Annotated in this window: 18 protein-coding genes and 2 pseudogenes; 17 read left to right on the top strand and 3 right to left on the bottom strand. The window is 41.9% G+C overall.

Annotation, left to right across the window (positions count from 1 at the left end; translation table 11 throughout):
• Positions 1-126 precede the first annotated feature (126 nt).
• Entirely contained in the window at positions 127-2,280 is a 2,154-nt protein-coding gene (locus tag C427_RS21880) for a GspE/PulE family protein (protein WP_051075226.1), read from the bottom strand.
• 797 nt (positions 2,281-3,077) lie between these two features.
• Between C427_RS21880 and rpsJ the strand changes: the two genes are divergently transcribed.
• The 17 genes and pseudogenes from rpsJ to C427_RS21790 all read left to right on the top strand — a co-directional run bounded on the left by rpsJ (position 3,078) and on the right by C427_RS21790 (position 14,379).
• A complete protein-coding gene (gene rpsJ / locus C427_RS21870; RefSeq protein WP_006012796.1) occupies positions 3,078-3,389 on the top strand; it encodes a 30S ribosomal protein S10 in 312 nt (103 codons plus the stop codon).
• Positions 3,390-3,406: 17 nt separating this feature from the next.
• Positions 3,407-4,045, top strand: coding sequence for a 50S ribosomal protein L3 (gene rplC / locus C427_RS21865; protein ID WP_007638043.1), 639 nt, complete (start codon positions 3,407-3,409; stop codon positions 4,043-4,045).
• An 18-nt stretch (positions 4,046-4,063) separates the two neighbouring features.
• Positions 4,064-4,669, top strand: coding sequence for a 50S ribosomal protein L4 (gene rplD / locus C427_RS21860; RefSeq protein WP_007638045.1), 606 nt, complete (start codon positions 4,064-4,066; stop codon positions 4,667-4,669).
• Positions 4,666-4,968, top strand: coding sequence for a 50S ribosomal protein L23 (gene rplW / locus C427_RS21855; RefSeq protein ID WP_007638046.1), 303 nt, complete (start codon positions 4,666-4,668; stop codon positions 4,966-4,968). Before rplD ends, rplW begins: the two co-directional genes overlap by 4 nt.
• A 14-nt stretch (positions 4,969-4,982) precedes the next feature.
• Positions 4,983-5,806, top strand: a pseudogene (rplB, locus tag C427_RS21850) (50S ribosomal protein L2).
• A 15-nt stretch (positions 5,807-5,821) separates the two neighbouring features.
• Positions 5,822-6,097 carry a 30S ribosomal protein S19 gene (gene rpsS / locus C427_RS21845; protein ID WP_014107406.1) on the top strand — a complete coding sequence of 92 codons (276 nt, stop codon included), beginning with the start codon at positions 5,822-5,824 and terminating at the stop codon, positions 6,095-6,097.
• A gap of 10 nt (positions 6,098-6,107) precedes the next feature.
• Positions 6,108-6,440 (top strand): 50S ribosomal protein L22, encoded by a 333-nt coding sequence (rplV, locus tag C427_RS21840; RefSeq protein WP_007638048.1) that lies wholly within the window; start codon positions 6,108-6,110, stop codon positions 6,438-6,440.
• 9 nt (positions 6,441-6,449) lie between these two features.
• Positions 6,450-7,151: a 30S ribosomal protein S3 gene (gene rpsC, locus C427_RS21835; RefSeq protein WP_007638049.1), complete on the top strand. Its 702-nt coding sequence runs from the start codon at positions 6,450-6,452 to the stop codon at positions 7,149-7,151.
• A gap of 2 nt (positions 7,152-7,153) precedes the next feature.
• On the top strand, positions 7,154-7,564 hold the full coding sequence (gene rplP / locus C427_RS21830) for a 50S ribosomal protein L16 (RefSeq protein WP_034899351.1): 411 nt from the start codon (positions 7,154-7,156) through the stop codon (positions 7,562-7,564).
• A complete protein-coding gene (gene rpmC / locus C427_RS21825; protein WP_007638051.1) occupies positions 7,564-7,767 on the top strand; it encodes a 50S ribosomal protein L29 in 204 nt (67 codons plus the stop codon). Before rplP ends, rpmC begins: the two co-directional genes overlap by 1 nt.
• Position 7,768: 1 nt before the next feature.
• Positions 7,769-8,020, top strand: coding sequence for a 30S ribosomal protein S17 (gene rpsQ, locus C427_RS21820; protein ID WP_007638052.1), 252 nt, complete (start codon positions 7,769-7,771; stop codon positions 8,018-8,020).
• A 450-nt stretch (positions 8,021-8,470) separates the two neighbouring features.
• Positions 8,471-9,000 (top strand): annotated as a pseudogene (locus C427_RS21815) (sigma-70 family RNA polymerase sigma factor).
• Positions 8,997-9,695, top strand: coding sequence for an anti-sigma factor (locus C427_RS21810; RefSeq protein ID WP_007638054.1), 699 nt, complete (start codon positions 8,997-8,999; stop codon positions 9,693-9,695). The pseudogene C427_RS21815 and the gene C427_RS21810 overlap by 4 nt, the downstream one beginning before the upstream one ends.
• A 269-nt stretch (positions 9,696-9,964) precedes the next feature.
• Entirely contained in the window at positions 9,965-11,491 is a 1,527-nt protein-coding gene (locus C427_RS21805) for a DUF4331 domain-containing protein (RefSeq protein ID WP_407636120.1), read from the top strand.
• 10 nt (positions 11,492-11,501) lie between these two features.
• Positions 11,502-12,020 carry an Ig-like domain-containing protein gene (locus tag C427_RS21800; RefSeq protein WP_007638056.1) on the top strand — a complete coding sequence of 173 codons (519 nt, stop codon included), beginning with the start codon at positions 11,502-11,504 and terminating at the stop codon, positions 12,018-12,020.
• A 69-nt stretch (positions 12,021-12,089) separates the two neighbouring features.
• A complete protein-coding gene (locus C427_RS21795) occupies positions 12,090-13,250 on the top strand; it encodes a tetratricopeptide repeat protein (RefSeq protein ID WP_007638058.1) in 1,161 nt (386 codons plus the stop codon).
• A gap of 1 nt (position 13,251) precedes the next feature.
• Complete coding sequence (locus C427_RS21790) at positions 13,252-14,379, top strand: HupE/UreJ family protein (RefSeq protein ID WP_007638059.1); 1,128 nt, start codon at positions 13,252-13,254, stop codon at positions 14,377-14,379.
• 263 nt (positions 14,380-14,642) lie between these two features.
• Here C427_RS21790 and C427_RS21785 read toward each other — a convergent pair whose 3' ends face one another.
• Positions 14,643-15,029, bottom strand: a complete 387-nt coding sequence (locus C427_RS21785; RefSeq protein WP_226991147.1) for a hypothetical protein — start codon at positions 15,027-15,029, stop codon at positions 14,643-14,645.
• Complete coding sequence (locus C427_RS21780; RefSeq protein ID WP_007638062.1) at positions 15,026-16,648, bottom strand: S41 family peptidase; 1,623 nt, start codon at positions 16,646-16,648, stop codon at positions 15,026-15,028. Before C427_RS21780 ends, C427_RS21785 begins: the two co-directional genes overlap by 4 nt.
• Between the last annotated feature and the right edge of the window lie 106 nt (positions 16,649-16,754).

The following is a 16,754-nucleotide window of genomic DNA, read 5'->3' as shown; positions in this document are numbered from 1 at the left end:
TAAGGATACCCACCCTCATACTAAAAATAAGGAAATGAGTGGCTTAGCGTTAGCTATTAGAGTACTTGTTTAATAAAATGTCGGGGTCGAATATATTTAGTACCAATGCGGGTGTCGATAAAACGCCTAGCCAGTGCCGCTTATAATTTGTATTTGCGGTATATCGGTATCACCTTTTAACACTTTTAGGATCCCATCTTGAGTGAGTGTTCGCATTCCATCCTTCATCGCTTGGGCCTTCATTTCGTGTACAGAAGCTTCTTTATATACTAAAGAACGTAATTCACCCGTCATGGATAAAAGTTCATGTACTCCGGTTCTACCTCTATAACCTGTATCTCCGCACTCATCACAACCTTTGCCTTTATATAACATCAGCGGTTCAGGTAAATTAAGCTCTTCGAGATAATCTTCGCCATATTGACGTTTAATAAAGGCAACATCTGATTCAGTTGCAGAGTACTTTTCCTTGCAATTTGGGCAGATGGTTCTGATTAAACGTTGCGCTAATATACCCACACAGGCATCAGAAAAATTGACAGGATCGAGTCCTAAGTCTAATAAACGGGAGATAGTTTCTGGAGCAGAGTTGGTATGTAGCGTCGAAAACACTAAATGTCCCGTTAGAGATGCTTCTATACCAGCATGTGCGGTTTCTTTATCACGCATTTCACCGATGAATATTATGTCAGGGTCTGCACGCAAAAACGCCCTTAGTGCATTGGCGAAGGTAAAACCGATTTTAGCGCTGACTTGCACTTGTTGTAGGCCTGGTTGAGTTATTTCTACTGGGTCTTCTGCGGTCCAAATTTTCTTTTCGGGTGTGTTGATGTGGCCTAGTACAGCATGCAAAGTTGTAGTTTTACCAGAGCCAGTGGGGCCTACTACCAAAATGATACCGTGAGGCTTTTGCACTAATTCAAGAATTTTGGTGTGATTTCGTGGTGATAAATTCAGCTTGCTCAAAGGCATTGCGCCACCTGCAGCCAATATTCGCATAACTACACCTTCCCCAGCAATAGTGGGAATGGTGGCTACACGCACTTCAATTAGTTGCCCCGACATTCTAAAAGACAGTTTGCCATCTTGAGGTACACGTTTTTCAGCAATGTTTAGATTTGACATAATTTTGATGCGGGCAATCACAGCACTATGGTGTGATGCAGGAACTTGTGTGACGTCTCTACAAACGCCATCTATCCGCATACGTACTCGAGTGGGTGCGTTTTTTTCAGGATCAACATGAATATCTGATGCGTTTAAACGTTTTGCATCATGTAACACACGACTCACCAATCTGACCACAGCTGGGGCATCGTCTGACATTTCATCAGATTGGTCGTCAATTTCATCTGCACTAGTACCTATCTCATCAAGGATTTCGTCCATTGCTCCAGGGCCAGCACCGCCGCCAGCCGCTTCACCTAAATATTGCAAGATAGTATTGGGCAAGCTGACCGATATTTCGTAACTATCTATACCTAAAGCACTTTCTATTTCCATTAATAACGTAGCGTTATTGGGTTCTGCCATCAACACGATAGGATTGTCTTTAACGTCCGCTAACACGGCTACAAAATTGCGCTTTAAGTAGGACAGATTCAGCTTGCTGTCGCTTTGAAATAGATGATATTTATCTGGTAAATAGGCTATGTAAGGTACCTGATAATGCACAGATAATGCATTTCCTAAATCATCCTCAGGTACTCGGTGTTCGGATGTGAGACGTTGCACCAACTGTCTATTATCGTGGCTGGTTTCTTGAAGTTTTTTAAGTTCTTTTTCAGAAATAAGATTACGATGTACTAGATAATCGAAAGGTTGACTGGTGCCACCTAATTCATAACGAAACTTCTTGCCCATTATTTCTGCGACGGTATTGGCAAGTGCCAAGTCATCTTCAGTAAACGCAGTCTCTTTTTTATTGATTATCTGCATAACACCCATTAATACGCCAGAATCGAGGATGGGAATACAAATTATGTTACGAGTCTTGAAGGTTGAACCTCTGTCGAATTTATCTGCAAAGTTTAAGCGTTTATGAATGCTGGCAAGTTCTTCTTTGTTATATGGGTCATCAATAACTAGAGGTAATTGACTCAGCGCTACATACCCCGCGATTGACATCGGGCTAATAGGTACTTTGATTTCGCGCGTTTCTATACCTGTTTTAAATCGAGCGACCAAATCTTGGTGTTGTCTACGGCGCTGAAAAATACTCATACGCTCCGCATCAAATAGGCCCAATACGAACGGTTCTAACTTGTGATACGCATCCATTAGAGAAGGATACGTCTTAAGCAACTGGTTAATACGGTCGAGGTGGTTCTGATTAAGTTCGGAATTCATATAGTTGCTTAATGTACTTCTAGGCTATTGTTTTTTATAAACTTGGAATCCTTACTATAACCGACACACTACAGACAGCAAATAGCTTTTAATAGAGTGAGTTTAGTTGATACTAAGCTTTTTAAATAAAGGGGCATCAATTGTCGGTAAAAGTAGCTGTTTACTTAAAATATTTCGCTTGTGGGCTTCTTTTTTCATTAACAAAAAGGTGATATAAATTTTGGTTGGAAAAGAAAGTATCATTCCAAAGGCGACGAAGCCGGCACTGATAACAATACCTATAACATCCATTGCATGAATACGTGGTTTTTACATATATAAACAGCAGTAGCTGTTAATGGTAAGCCAGAAACCATGATTACCTTTAATAAAATACGATATTCTTATTTCTCATTCATATATCTGCAGTTAAAGTCGTATCTTATTGAGTCAACACTATAGTTTGTCGATACGTGTCATTACATGCCAGCTTGCGGCTAGATTAAACAATAAATATTATCTTACGCTGGATTAGACTTGCAATCTCACAACCCTTATGTATAATTCGCGCCCACTAGTTCTTCGGAACAGGTGAGTTTGGCTGGAATTAAGGTGCTTTTACTGATATTCAATATATAGCCAAATAAAACAGGACCCTAATTTTGGGTCAGCAGTTTACATGCATCCTCCTATCAATTCTGTTGATGGTGTGGGTGATTTTTTTTGTTCTTTCGGTTGGAGCTTAATCGATGCCAAATCAAAGAATTCGTATTCGTTTGAAAGCGTTTGATCACAAGTTGATCGATCAGTCTACGGCTGAAATCGTTGAAACTGCGAAGCGCACAGGCGCACAGGTTAGTGGACCTATTCCTCTACCTACTCGCAAAGAGCGTTACACAGTACTTACTTCACCTCACGTAAATAAAGATGCGCGTGACCAGTATGAAATTCGTACACATAAACGTTTAGTGGATATCATTGAACCTACTGATAAAACAGTAGATGCGTTGATGAGATTGGACTTGGCTGCCGGTGTTGATGTTCAAATCAGCCTGGGCTAACAAGAGAGGGTTTTAACATGGCGATTGGTCTTATCGGTCGTAAAGTAGGTATGACTCGCATCTTCACTGAAGATGGTGTTTCAATACCTGTGACTGTTATAGAAGCCACCCCGAATCGTGTGACTCAGTTACGTACTGATGAAACGGACGGGTATAAAGCGCTTCAAGTCACCGCAGGCGAGAAAAAAGCAAGCCGCGTTAATAAAGCTGCAGCAGGTCATTTTGCTAAAGCTGGCGTGGAAGCGGGCCGCGGTTTATGGGAATTCCGTTTAGACAACAATGAAGGCGAAGGCATAGAGGTTGGCAGTGAAATTACTGTTGAAATTTTTGCTGACACTAAAATGGTTGACGTTGTCGGAACTTCTAAAGGTAAAGGTTTCCAAGGCGCTATTAAGCGCTGGAACTTTAGCCACCAACGTAACACACATGGTAACTCATTGTCGCATCGTGCACCTGGTTCGATTGGTCAAAACCAATCACCTGGTAAAGTTTTCAAAGGTAAGAAAATGGCCGGTCAGATGGGTAACAAGCGTGTAACTATGCAATCTTTGGACGTAGTCCGAGTTGATACTGAGAACAATCTTTTACTAGTTAAAGGTACTGTTCCTGGTGCACCCGGTGGCGATGTCATTATCAAAGTTGCTGTCAAAGCGTAACGTCTGGGGAGTTAAGTGATGGAATTAGTATTGAAAGACGCAAAAAGCGCTCTTGAAGTATCCGAAGCAACCTTTGGACGTGACTTTAACGAAGCACTAGTACATCAAGTAGTAGTTGCATTCGGTGCCGGAGCTCGTCAGGGTTCTAGAGCACAAAAAACACGCTCTGAAGTACGCGGTGGTGGTGCCAAACCTTGGCGTCAAAAAGGAACAGGTCGTGCCCGTGCTGGTACAATCCGTAGTCCTATATGGCGTTCTGGTGGTGTAACTTTTGCAGCTAAGCCACAGGATCACAGCCAAAAGGTTAACAAAAAGATGTACCGTGGTGCTATTCAAAGCATCCTTTCAGAATTGGTACGTCAAGAACGTTTAATCGTGGTTGAAAAATTTGCAGTTGAAACTCCAAAAACTAAAGAATTAATTTCTAAGTTGAAAGAGCTTGAACTTAAAGATGTACTTATTGTGACATCAGAAGTTGATGAGAACTTATTCTTGTCAGCACGTAACTTGTATAAAGTTGACGTACGTGATGTCCAGGGTATTGACCCAGTAAGTCTTATTGCATTCGAAAAAGTATTGATGACTGCTGATGCAGTTAAGCAATTAGAGGAGTCGCTAGCATGATAAATGAAGAGCGTCTACTTAAGGTGCTTCTAGCACCACATGTTTCTGAAAAAGCAACGCTAGCTGCTGAGACAAACAACACAGTTGTTTTGAAAGTAGTGAAAGATGCGAACAAAGAAGAAATCAAAGCGGCAGTTGAAAAATTGTTCGAAGTTGAAGTCGATTCTGTTCGTACCCTAAACGTTAAGGGTAAAACCAAGCGTCACGGATCATCTTTCGGTAAGCGTAAAGACTGGAAAAAAGCTTACGTTGTGCTTAAAGAAGGTCAAGACATCGACTTTACTGGCAGCGAAGGCTAAGAAGGGGATTAGATATGCCATTATTGAAAGCTAAGCCGACTTCTCCTGGTCGTCGTCATGTAGTTCAGGTTGTTAACCATGACCTACATAAAGGTGCACCTTATGCTCCTTTGCTTGAAAAAACAGCAAGTCCGGTGGTCGTAACAACAATGGTCGCATTACTGTGCGTCATATTGGTGGCGGTCACAAGCATCATTACCGTGTTATCGATTTTAAACGTAACAAAGATGGCATTCCAGCCAAAATTGAACGTTTAGAATATGATCCAAACCGTTCTGCTAACATCTGTTTGGTGTTATATGCAGATGGTGAGCGTCGTTATATTTTGGCTCCTAAAGGTGCTAAAGCAGGCGATTCAATCCAGTCAGGTTCTGATGCGTCGATTAAAGCAGGTAACACATTACCAATGCGTAACATTCCAGTAGGTACTACGGTACATGCTATTGAAATGAAGCCTGGTAAGGGTGCCCAAATTGCTCGTTCTGCAGGTACTTATGCACAGATCTTAGCGCGTGCCGAGGGTTATGTAACTCTTCGTCTACGTTCAGGTGAAGTTCGCAGAGTATTAGCAGATTGCCGTGCCACTATTGGCGAAATCGGTAATGCAGAACATATGCTACGTTCACTTGGTAAAGCCGGTGCGAACAGATGGCGCGGTATCCGCCCAACTGTACGTGGTGTTGCCATGAACCCTGTTGATCACCCACATGGTGGTGGTGAAGGTCGTACCTCTGGTGGCCGTCATCCTGTTTCACCTTGGGGCGTTCCAACTAAGGGCAAGAAAACACGTAGTAACAAGCGTACTGATAAATTAATCGTACGTCGTCGTAATAAGTAACAGCGAGGATTCACCATGCCACGTTCTCTCAAGAAGGGTCCATTCATTGACCTACACTTGCTGAAGAAGGTCGAGGCTGCAGTGGAGAAGGGCGAGAAAAAACCAATTAAGACTTGGTCTCGCCGCTCTATGATCATCCCAGATATGATTGGGTTGACCATTGCGGTCCATAACGGTCGTCAACACGTCCCTGTATTTGTCAGTGACGAGATGGTTGGCCATAAATTGGGCGAATTTGCTCCAACGCGTACTTACCGTGGCCATGTCGCGGATAAGAAAGCCAAGAGATAGGAATTAGATTATGGAAGCTTTTGCTAAACATCGTCATGCTCGTACCTCTGCTCAAAAGGCTCGCTTGGTAGCAGATCAAATTCGTGGTTTACACGTTGAAAAGGCCCTTGAGGTGCTGTCTTACAGCCCTAAAAAAGGTGCCGATCTAGTCAAGAAAGTATTAGAGTCAGCGATTGCGAACGCCGAACATAACGAAGGTGCAGATATCGACGAATTGTCAGTATCTAAAATCTTTGTTGACGAAGGTCCAACTATGAAGCGTATCAAGCCTAGAGCCAAAGGCCGTGCTGATCGTATATTGAAGCGTAGCAGTCACATCACTGTTGTTGTGTCTGATAACTAGGAGAAAGTAATGGGACAGAAGGTACATCCTACAGGTATACGCCTGGGTATCAGCAAACCATGGACATCTACCTGGTACGCTAATACTGCAGATTATGCAGATAACCTGTTTAATGATCATCAGGTACGTCAGTATCTGACTAAGGCACTTAAAACTGCTTCACTTTCTAAAATCGTTATCGAACGTCCAGCTAAAAGCATTCGTGTGACTATTCACACTGCTCGCCCTGGTGTTGTTATCGGTAAAAAAGGTGAAGACGTTGAGAAGCTACGTAAGCATGTATCTAAGTTAGCCGGTGTGCCAGCTCAGATCAACATTGCTGAAGTACGCAAGCCAGAATTAGACGGACAACTTGTTGCAGATAGTATTGCTAGTCAATTAGAACGTCGGGTTATGTTTCGTCGTGCTATGAAACGTGCAGTGCAAAATGCAATGCGAATTGGTGCTAAAGGTATCAAAGTTCAAGTAAGCGGCCGTCTAGGCGGAGCTGAAATTGCGCGTGCCGAGTGGTATCGTGAAGGTCGTGTTCCATTACACACTTTCCGTGCTGACATCGACTACGCAACGTCAGAAGCTGCTACAACTTACGGTATCATTGGCGTAAAAGTATGGATCTTCAAAGGTGAAGTATTAGGTGGCATGCCACTTACTCACGAGCAGCCCGCTGCCGCACCTAAGAAGAAAGGCCGTGCTCCTAAGCGTGAGGGCTAAATATGTTACAACCTAAACGTATGAAGTTTCGTAAAATGCACAAAGGTCGCAACCGTGGTTTGGCTACGGGTGACAGTGTAAGTTTCGGAACTTACGGACTTAAATCCGTAGGACGTGGTCGAATGACTGCGCGCCAAATCGAAGCAGCTCGTCGTGCTATGACACGTGCCGTTAAACGTCAAGGTAAAATTTGGATACGAGTTTTCCCTGACAAACCAATTACTGAGAAGCCTCTAGAAGTGCGTCAAGGTAAAGGTAAAGGTAACGTCGAATACTGGGTATGCCAAATTCAACCGGGTCGTGTGTTATACGAAATGGAAGGTGTTCCAGAAGAAGTAGCACGTGAAGCGTTTGCATTGGCTGCATCTAAGTTGCCCTTTAAAACAACTTTCGTAACTCGGACGGTGATGTAATGAATGCCACAGAACTGAAAGAAAAAAGCGTAGATGAATTGAACGCAGAGCTTCTTAGTTTGCTTCGCGAACAATTCAACTTGCGTATGCAAGCGAGCACAGGCCAGCTTGAAAAAACTGACGGTCTTCGTAAAGTGCGTCGCAGTATCGCGCGTGTTAAAACCATTCTGACTGAAAAGTCTGCAGCCCCAGTAGGAGCGTAAGATGACTGAACAAACTAGTCGTACAGTACAAGGTCGTGTGGTCAGCAACAAAATGGAGAAATCCATAACAGTTGCAGTAGAACGCAAAGTGAAGCACCCAATTTATGGGAAATTCATCAAACGTACTACTAAGCTACACGCACATGACGAAACTAACCAATGTAACGAAGGTGACGTAGTAACATTACGTGAATGTCGTCCTTTGTCTAAGTCCAAAAATTGGACGTTAGTAGACGTTATTACTAAAGCTTAATTGTTTTAGTAAAAAAATTGAAAAGGCGCTATCCGCAAGGTTAGCGCCTTTTTATTTATTAATTTTTTATTCGTCTTCACTGATCAAACACCAATTATTCAGTGTCTTACTGCATTAACCGCCACTACACATAATGTGTTAAAGCCTACTGGCATTCAAAATAGCGTCTATTAAGACATATTTTTCAATACACATAACTCTGAATTCCAACTACACATCATCAACTTGATTGTTGAGTGTACGTTTACCTTTTGATCTGCTTCCATGAACCCTTTGATAATCACTTTGATGTATATCGAGACACTTATTATCATGAGAATAAAGAGAATATGTGTCGCTAAACCTTGTGTTCTATCCTTCATTTTGCGTTAACTTGCATCCAACTACTAAAGTAAATCGTTTAACTGTTAGGATGCATCACAATAAAAAATTATAAGTTTAGGTAATATAATGGATAACAGTGAGAACTTGCATTTACTCGGTAAAATCGCAACAGGTGACCGGCAAGCATTTGAGCAACTTTATGCTGCTACCAGTTCGCAGCTCTATGCTGTAAGCCTAAAAATATTAGGCAAAAAAGACCGTGCTGAAGATACCTTGCAAGAGGCATTTATCCGAATCTGGCATAACGCTGGAGAGTATACGCCTGGCAGAGGCACTGTGTTGACTTGGATGATCAGTATCGTCCGTTATCGTGCCTTTGACTTGATCCGTTATCACAAAGTGCGTGGTGAAGAAGAGTTAGAAAGTGAAGAGTTCACTGCTGCAGATGAGTTACAAGATCTATCACCTGAACAAAAAAAGAATTAGATTTCTGTCTTAAAGAACTTGAGACACAGCAACAGCAAGCCATTCATTTAGCATTTTTTCGTGGCTTAACTCATCAAGAGGTCACACACCATATCGAAACTCCATTAGGCACTACTAAAAGCCTAATTAGACGAGGTATGCAATCACTTAAAAGGTGTCTAGGATTATGAATTATCTCAATCAAGAATTGCAACATGCGTTAGCTGCTGAGTATGTGCTCGGCACATTAAGAGGACAGGCAAGGATACGTTTTCAAAAATTACAGCTGCGCTACCCTGAAATAAAGCAGGTTACCCATCAATGGGAAAACCATATCAATAGTTTAGGCGAGCAGTTAAAGCCAGTATCACCGGATCCTATTGTCTGGGAAAAAGTGGTAGCAAGATTAGATGGAGTCTCTCCGAAAACAGCGGCTTCCAATGTTGTTAAGTTACAAAAAAGAGCTAATTGGTGGCGTTCGACAACTCTATTTGCTGCTGCTGCCTCGATTTTGTTGGCTGTATTAATGTTAAACCCACAAGCTCCAATCGTGTTTTCGCCTGATCGTCTCACTGTTGTGCAAAATGCTGAGAATAAGCCCTTATGGTTAATCGAGGTGTTTACCCAAACTATCGATATCAAGGCGACTGAACTCGTTGAGGCTAAAACCTTAAACGACTATCAATTATGGATGGTTCCGAGTAATGGAAATGCCCCTATCTCTTTAGGGCTATTACCACAAACAGGACATGCATCATTGGCTAAGGTTAGCCAATTTGATTCTTTAGATATTGCTGCGTTGGCAGTCAGCATCGAACCATTGGGTGGATCACCAACTGGTGCACCTTCTGAGGTCTTATTTGTGTCAGAGCTGGTTATGTTGTGATCAGGTTCGATATTTAAACAATCATGTGGTTCAAGCCCTTCAACTTAATAGCTGAAGGGCTTTTTTTTGTTATTTACTTCTCTCAAAACTGTCTAAATGAACTTTATTTAATCTTTATTAATAAAAAAACAATTTATCTGCATCCAATATAACAACTGGGTCGTTAGTTCCTCTGACAGTGTTTAATAACAATAGGAACAACAATGAAACGTACCACTAAAACATTTGCATTAAGTCTAATTAGTTCAGTAATTATCGCCCAATCTGCCATGGCATCTAGCCACAGAGAAGCGCCTAACCTTACTCGTTTACCTACATTAGATTCTACTGATTTTTATGCCTTCAATAGTTACGAAGAAGGACGCGGTGAATATCTCACAATGATTGCTAATTATATTCCTCTGCAAGACGCTTATGGCGGTCCTAATTACTTTGCTATGGATCCTGCTGCTGTATACAGCATTCATATCGATAGTGATGGCGATGCGGTAGAAGATATGACCTTTCAATTTAGATTTGAGTCGATGCTGCCAAACAATAACGAAGGGGTGGCACTTATGATTGGGCCTGCGGATAATCAACGCAGTGTTAAAGTACCATTAAAGAATATTGGCGGTATTACCGCCGCTAACCAAGCAAATGCTAATTTTAGCGAAAGCTATAGCTTAAGCCTAGTCACTGGCCCGCAATCTTCTGGTAGCAGTGCACAATTAACCAATAGCACATCTGGCACCACTTCTTTCGGTAAGCCTCTTGATTATATTGGTAATAAAACCTTTACTAACGGCGCTACTTACGCTGAATACTCGGATAGTTTTATTTATGATTTTGCTATTCCCGGATGTGACAGTATGGGTAAGGTATTTGTAGGCCAGCGTAAAGACGCCTTTGTTGTTAATTTAGGTAAAACCTTTGACTTAGTCAATTACGTGCCGGTTGAAGGCGATAGTGCCCCTGGTGCAGGTGATGGTAATGGTTTCCCTGGTGGCATCACGCAGGACAGTAGCAACGACGATTTAGCTGATAAAAACGTCACGTCTATTGCCGTTGAAATACCTAAAGTTTGTGCTACCGGTGAAGGTAATAAGTCGATTGGCGCGTGGACAACGGCAAGTTTGCCGCAGGCACGTATCCTCAACCCTAACGCCAGCTTTGCTAATACCGAAGTCAATGGTGGTGCCCTTACGCAGGTTTCACGTCTAGGTAATCCACTAGTAAACGAGTTAGTGATTGGTTTAGCCGATAAAGATACGTTTTCTAGCGCACACCCTAAAGATGATACACAATTTGCTGATTACGTGACTCATCCATCACTTCCAGAGTTATTAAATATTCTGTTTAGAGATGCGGTTAACACAACGTTAGGTGCCGATATCGAAACATTAGCTCCTACTAACTTCCCAAGAGTGGATTTAGTGACTACATTTTTAACTGGATTTGAAGGTGTTAATCAATTAGCAACTGTTACACCATCTGAAATGCTGCGCTTAAATACGGCTATTGCTGCTACTGCTGCTGCAGAGCAATCACCTTTTGGTGTAGCTGGTGATGATTTAGCAGGGTTTCCTAATGGTCGTCGTCCCGGCGATGATGTAGTTGATATTGCACTACGTGTGGTAATGGGGCGTTTATGTTACCCCATCCCAGTAGCAGGCACTGACACTGATTTAGGATTATGTACACCTGAAGATGCAAGTGTAGGTAATGTTCCCTTTACTGACGGTGCTCCTTCTGATTCGACAATGATGATGAGCCGTTTCCCATATCTTGCTTTGCCTCTTGCTGGCTCTGAATAAGGAGAAGAATATGCACTTCACTAAAATAAATACTTATCTGGCTTTATCTATTGGTGCGATGTTAATGGGCTGTGGAGATAGTTATGATGACGATGCTGCTGCCGTTAATACTGCTCCTGTAGCGGTATCAATTGACCTTATCACTCAAGCTGATGTAGCTATAGTTGATATGCTCTCGGGTACGGATGCAGATGGAGACTCGCTTAGTTTCGCTATAGCAGAAGCACCTACAAGAGGGACTTTAACTATAGATACTGATGGTTCATTTACTTATCAGCCAAATGCAACCGTCACTGGTACCGATAGTTTTAGTTTTACAGTGTCGGACGTTTCTAGCCAATACGCTTCAGCGTCTGATACGGCAACGGTTAATATCACGATCGAAAAACAGATAGTGAGCTTTTCAAGTTATAGTCGAGCAGTCTTTGCACAAAATGAGACCGATACTCCTTTGCCAACAAACGGCAGGGACTTTACTCAGGATGTGATTAACCCCAATGCCTATGATGATTTATTGATTGCTCAGTAATCAATAGTTGGTTTAGGCTCAGGAAGAGAGCAAAAAACCTGTTACACAGGTTTTTTGTTTAGGCCATGGATGGCGTTTTTAATCAGTGAGGGTGACATGCCACATATTTATATTCAAAATTTTATCCAACTTCGCGATAGCATCATCCTTAATTTATTAGTTCCTATTTTAGCTATATTGTTTAGTCTAAACAGTATGGCAGAGGTTTATCGACCAACAGTTAATCAAGTTGTGGCGAGCTGGGATTCCAGCCAATCATTGAATAATACACGAGTCAGTTTACGAAATGTCGAATGGCATTTGCAGCAGTCGCAATACGCGGGGTCGTCTAACCTGCATTTGCGCCAGGCCAGCATGATGTTAGACAACTTGGAAGAAACCCAAGCAGATAAACCAGAATACTGGTATTACAAAGCCCGTGTCTTAGAGCACCAACATCAATTTGCCGCAGCATTACAAGCCTTAGATAATGCGCTAGAACTGGATGAAACCTTTATTTCTGCATGGTTGATGAAATCAAATGTATTATTACTAATGGGGGAAAATAACAGTGCTAAACAAACCTGTTTGCGTTTAATTGGAATGGCGAATGTTGATATTGCTCTAGCGTGCTCTCTGCAGACTGCAAAAGGTGTTGAACAGGTCAAAACGGCTTATGCAAAATTACAACCTATAGTAAAAAGGCTTCATCATGACTCTGACAATATTGCAGCTAGTAACATATGGTTAGTGCAATTGGCTGCTGATATGGCCACTCAATTAAACTTAACCCAACAGTCTGCTGTTTGGATGAGTATTTATCCCCTAGAAAAAACACCTATTAGCTACATGAGTCAATGGGCAGATACGCAACTCGACTTAGGTCAATATGAAAATGTGTTGGATAGGTTGGGTGAGATAGTGCAACAAGTTGGGTATCAAGATGATGCGTTGCTAATGCGCTTGGCTATGGCTGAAGTCCAATCTAATCGAGATTCGAATCATAATAGTACCCAACAGAAGTGGCAATTATCTGCTAAAAACCGGGTCACTTTAAGGTTGCAACGCAATGATACTTACCATGCTGCCGACTTATCGAGGTTCTATATTTATATTGAACCCAATCCAGAACAAGCGTTGTTTTGGGCACAACAAAATTTGGCTCAAAGTCTATCCCATGAAGATTATGCGTTGCATAAAAAGGCGCAAGCAATGATGCTTAAACAGCAGATGAAGGTTAAGGAGAGTTAATGTGTTAATCCGTTTATGTTGGTTGTTATTGCTGGCTAGTTTCACATGTTCAATACAAGCCCACCAAATGAGCACTGGCTACTTAAATCTGGATTTGTCTACGTATCAAGAACAAGGTATTCAAGGTCAATTGCAATTACGTTGGTTTGACGTAGATAGCCAGGTTAAGCTTGATAATAACCTCGATGGTCAGTTGCAATGGCAAGAAGTGGTCAGCCAAAAAGACCAGATATTGCAGTTTGTTGAAGCCAATTTATCTTTTCAAGCTAATCAACAGCGCTGTGTCTTAACGATGCCAGAAGGTTTGCGAGCAGATACTCATTTTGACGAAGGTTACTTGTCTGTTGCTTTGATTGCTGATTGTAAAAGCCAGAACATTGATGACTTAGTGATTAAATACACTGGTGTGTTTTCCCAAGACCCAGAGCATAAACTTATCGTTAACCTGACTGGCATTGGGTCGGATAAAACAGGTATTGCCAGTCAAGTTATATCAGTGGATCAGCAACAAGTGAACATCGATTTGCAAAGTAGTGATTGGTTTAGCGTGTTAAGCAGTTATGTCTATCAAGGTATTGTGCATATTTTTATCGGTACTGATCACATTTTGTTTTTGGTTGTGCTGGTGCTTACCAGTGTGTTGACCTATCAAAATGGAAAATGGATACCCAAGCTAAATAATAGCCAAGTGATCAAAGATACCGCATGGGTTATTACTGCTTTTACGCTTGCTCACTCTATTACCTTAAGTGCTACAGCAATTGGCTGGATTGTTCCTTCTAGTCGTTGGGTTGAATTTGGTATTGCGTTATCAATTGTACTCACCGCACTCAATAATTTGTGGCCATTAGTGACGCGACTTAGTTTGATAACCTTTGGATTTGGTTTGTTACACGGCATGGGTTTTGCCAGTGTGTTGGGCGAGCTGGGCTTAAGTGAACAACATACTCTGTTATCTATTTTGGCGTTTAATATCGGTGTTGAAGCAGGACAATTAATGATTTTACTAGCACTGTTACCGGTATTGTTTTTCTGTCGTAGTAAGCAGTGGTATCCGAAATACGGGCTCAAATTGGGTTCGATAATTATTGGCATCATTGCCATCAACTGGTCGATACAACGTTTCTAAAAACGGCCATTAGCACTTTTACTCGTTATATATGCAGTCTTTGTGGGCAGAAATTCCTGCTCACACAGGTATAAAAGTCTAGTACATAACCTGCATCTGAAAATCCTTGACGAACGATTCGAATACAACTCCAAGCATAATATTAAAACTTTCAAACGCGACTCTGTTGCCGGTAATGGTAACGATTACGGGTAACTTTTTGACGTTGATATCACTTGGAAACAAGCCGATTTGAGATACTGCTTGTTAGTCACGTTCGCTGTTTAATTTTGTGTGGCGAGGCAATTGATACTGTGAACTAATTTGATATTTCCAGTTTGGTCATGGCGGATATAACATTGACCATCTTCAGTGAGTAATGAAACGCTATCAGCCTCACGAATTTCTCGCCCATCAAGTAGATTGCCACGGTTGTCTTTGGCAAGACGCCGCTCTATTACGACCTTGCTTTGTTGTGTAAATACGCCATTAGCCAGTTTTATTGGCTGGCTATTAAACAAGTCGCCTATGGCATGTTCTAAAACTATGCGATTATCTTCTGTAGGCTGAACGAGCAATGCCGGAATGGGCTCCAAAGGTTGTGTTGCTGAGCAGCTGCTCAACAGCAAAGGAGCCATAATCAATATACTTTTGGGTATGTACTTACTCACAATTCTGTTGGCTCGGTAATTGGGGTAAATATCTTAATTGAATCAAGAATAGTATTCGGGGTCTTGATTGAAATCCCCGATTTATGCAAACTGTTTTCATTCACACTTTTATTTTTAGGTTTATTTGCAGGTTTATTTTGAAGTGTACAAACACCTGTTTCAGCATATCCAATAGCCGCTGCTAAAAGTGACTCATTTTTGTTCCCCAAGACTTGAGTGAAATTATCAGTAACTGTGCAACCCGGTAATTGGTCGTCGAATACCGGGCTAGTGACGGGCAAAAATCCTTCCGAGTATTCCCCAAATCCCTTGGCATTTACGCCTTGAAACTGAATAGTGAAGTAGGTAATACTACAATTATCGGTGGGGTAAAAGCCGTAGGGCTTACCACATGTGGTATTCCCAATTAACACCACTTCTACATCAATACCTCGTAGGCCATTAATAACGGCTTCGCTAGCCGAGCAGGTATTGTCTGTCGCCAGTATGAAGACACGGGTCAAATTAACAGTTGGCAAAGGGCTATCATTAATAAATTGACTAGTAGTCCAATCAATTTCTCTAGTGTAGAAAGGGGTTGGGCGTAATGTGTTACCTGTTACTGGGTCTACGTTAGGGTATTTATCATTGAATTGAAGTGTTTCAAAGGTTTGATTACTGGTTTGCGCACTGCCCGCTACCATATAAGCAACTTGCGAAGCCATCGCTAACAAACCGCCGCCATTATAACGTAGGTCAATAACCAGTTCAGTGACACCTTGGTCAACAAACTGCTGAAACCCATCAATTAACCCCTGTTGCCCTGCGCGGATAAATGAATTGAATTGCATATAGCCCATCCGGCCAACGGCTGTGTCTATCACTTTTACGTTTTGTACGGGTTGTAATTCAATGTTTTCTGAGGTTAAGTTGACAGTTAACAGCTCATTTTCAGCTTCATCGGTAAACACAAAGTTAAAGGTCTGCCCCGCATCTGATGGGAACAACGCAGCATTAATTTGGTCAACGTTAGCCTGAGAAGTGGCATTAATAAAATCAATGCCATCAATGGTCTTTAATTCGTAACCTCTGCTAACAGAAGCGATGGCGGCTGGCGAACTCGGTTCGGTATAACGCACTATCAAACGCCTCGGTGAACTTGAACTAACAAATTCCCAACTGATGCCATATCCAGAGGTGACACCGCTTTGTGTGCGTTGATTGTAGTCTTCGGTCGATTGGGAAAAATGGAAGTTATCTTTGAACGTTCCTGATGCAGTGCGCTCATTGGTTTTTAGCTGGTTAAAATAAGCAGCAACAGTAAAAGGTGAAGGATTGTTATCATCCACTTCGCTATACCAAAGGTAAGTATCGTTAGTCCAAGAGCGAAGCCACATCTTTTCATGCATGCTGCTGCCTTGAGCATCAGAGAACGTATCGCCATTACTATCTGGGCCTATTCTTGGGACGGCACAGAGATCTTTGTAAATTGAATCATCTGAAAATTGTCCCGTTAACCAGCCTGGTTCGGTAATCTTAGGTATTTTGGGCACTATTGGTGGCAGCGAACTACCGCCACCGCAGGCATTAAGAACAAGGCTCATAACAGTAATAAGAGCTAACAATAGTTTTTGATTCATGATTATTTTCTTTTTATCAACGTGATTAGCTACAAGTTAGCTGTCATTTAAGATCATTTACAAAGTTGTTCATGCCCCTAATAAATAACTAGACAGGTCGATACGA

The sequence above is a fragment of the Paraglaciecola psychrophila 170 genome (assembly GCF_000347635.1).
GTDB lineage: Bacteria > Pseudomonadota > Gammaproteobacteria > Enterobacterales > Alteromonadaceae > Paraglaciecola > Paraglaciecola psychrophila.
This window is presented reverse-complemented; position numbering and strand designations above follow the sequence as displayed.